Origin of the sequence: Lamprobacter sp. (assembly GCF_034860625.1) — a bacterium.
Lineage (GTDB): Bacteria > Pseudomonadota > Gammaproteobacteria > Chromatiales > Chromatiaceae > Lamprobacter.
Window position 1 is genome coordinate 1 of sequence record NZ_JAYESN010000432.1, and the last position, 1,886, is coordinate 1,886.

General features: G+C 61.8%; 3 protein-coding genes. All 3 read right to left on the reverse strand.

Translation table 11 applies throughout. The features are described from left to right. A partial coding sequence (locus tag VBE63_RS28485; protein WP_323686350.1) for a PAS domain-containing protein occupies positions 1-673 on the reverse strand: 673 nt, incomplete at its 3' end. Positions 674-817: 144 nt separating this feature from the next. Then, the gene (gene rmf / locus VBE63_RS28490; RefSeq protein WP_323686351.1) at positions 818-1,021 is read right to left on the reverse strand and encodes a ribosome modulation factor; all 204 of its coding nucleotides are present in this window, start codon (positions 1,019-1,021) and stop codon (positions 818-820) included. A gap of 255 nt (positions 1,022-1,276) precedes the next feature. After that, positions 1,277-1,886: GNAT family N-acetyltransferase (locus VBE63_RS28495; RefSeq protein WP_323686352.1), on the reverse strand; the 610-nt coding region annotated here is incomplete at its 5' end.

Genomic DNA, 1,886 nt, shown 5'->3' on the forward strand with positions numbered 1-1,886 from the left:
GCACATGCTCGTGCGTTTCGCGGGCTTCATCCGGGTCGCGCAGCAGGCTCAACAGCTGACGCCCCCTCAGTTCGGAGAGCGGCACGCCCACGTGCTCGGCATAGGCCTGATTGGCCACCATCAGCTGTAGCTGCCGGTCGATTACGGCAAGCTGGTCCTGTGTGCTGGCAATCGCCTGCTCGTGTACCACCAGTCGCGCGATCCCCTCGCGGCGCTCTATCCAGGTGCCTATGGCTGCACTGATGGCATCCAGAAAGCTGCGTACCCCATCCTCGCTGATCAGATCGCTGTAGCCATCGCCGTGCAATTCCAGCGCCCCCCGCACCGCATCCATGACCCGTATAGGCGAGGACATCAGTGGCTGGTGACTGCCGCTCCGCCCGCGCTCATGCCGACTGGCGTCTACCTGCAACAGAATGCGGGCGCCGGTAATGGCACGCAGGGCGCTGTAGATGTGCTCTACACTTTGGGTCAGCAGGGTATCGAGCTCCGACTGCTCTACGGCCTGCGCCCGCCCGCCGCTGGCCAGCGCTGCGAAATCGTGATTAGCCAGCGTGAGCATATGTATGGCGTGCAGGGCGTTCTGTTCTGCCAGCCGCTGTGCAAGAGCGGCTTCGGCACGGGTCTGCCCAGCGGTTTCGTTATTGGAATTGGTCGACTTGGAGCGACTCATCACCGGCACGCTTTCAGCGGTTGATGAATCAGTATGAAGGAAGCTGTGATGCGTCGCCCGATCGAGGCCCTGAAGTGTGAACGGTGGCACAAACGCGGGTTGGTACCACCGTTCAGGCCGCGCGGCCGCGGCCTTGTTGGTGGTCTAGACCACCGGTAGTCGGTGTACGCCTGACACCCCGGTCAGCCCGTCCCATTGGTCGACCCGGCCCTCGCGCCAGCCCGACAACCAGTTGATGCGTTGCTGTTCGTTTTCGTGTGGACAAATGTCACTGCTGCGGCCGGAGACGCCGGCCTGATAACCACGGTCAAATGCTCTGCTCGCCATGTCGCGCTTGTGTCTTTTCATGAAATCGCCTCTAGCTGATTGATCAAGAGCGTTGTGCTGCCTGCTTGTCTGGCGCCGGATCCTCGGTCCGCTCGGGGGGCAGCAGGTGGTTGGACAGGGCGCCAGCAGGCACCCTGTTTGATCATAGGCAGAGGCTGAGCGGTCTGTCGACTATCCCTTTGTTACAAGAATGTTACGGGTTAGTTCGCAAACGCATAAGGCTGGGGCGCATGCGCAATGTGCGGAGCGCCACACAGCGCTCCACGGCAACCCGGCTCACTGCCCGGACAGGTATCTCTGCCGCTTGCGCGGGGTCAGCTTGTGCAGATCGGCGATCACGAAGCTGTCCACACAGTCGCCGAAATGCGGATCCACATTGAAGGCACAGAAGCACACCCCATCGGGCGAGGTCGCCTGCGAGTAGTGCTTGTACAGGGTCGGTACCGGCAGACCGCGTGCCGCCAGTGCTTCGCGCAGGGCTTTGAAGTCCTCCTGCGCGTCGCAGCCGCTGAACTCTGCACTGAGTTTCTGCTGTATTTCGTTGGGGATCACAAAAGGGTTGCGCGGGCGCACATCCAGCTGAGCACCATTGAAGTGGGTGCCGCCGAAGTGGGTGCCAAAATAATGTACCAGGCGAGCGGTGGCCTCGGTGCCGTAGAACTGGCTGATGGATGCGGGACCGAACAGATAACGGTGGTGCGGGTTGCGCCGCAGATAGGCGCCTATACCCCACCACAGGTAGTCCAGACTGTGACGGGTCTGATAGCGCGGCTGCACAAAACTGCGACCCAGCTCTAGCCCTTCACGCAGGAGTGGCAGCACGGCGTCACCGTAGTGAAACAGCGTGGCGGAGTACAGTCCATCCAGTCCCTGTGCAGCGATCAGG

What these genes read in the sequence shown, in the direction of transcription:
- rmf (WP_323686351.1), bottom strand. Translation starts at nt 1,021, where the DNA reads ATGAAAAGACACAAGCGCGACATGGCGAGCAGAGCATTTGACCGTGGT.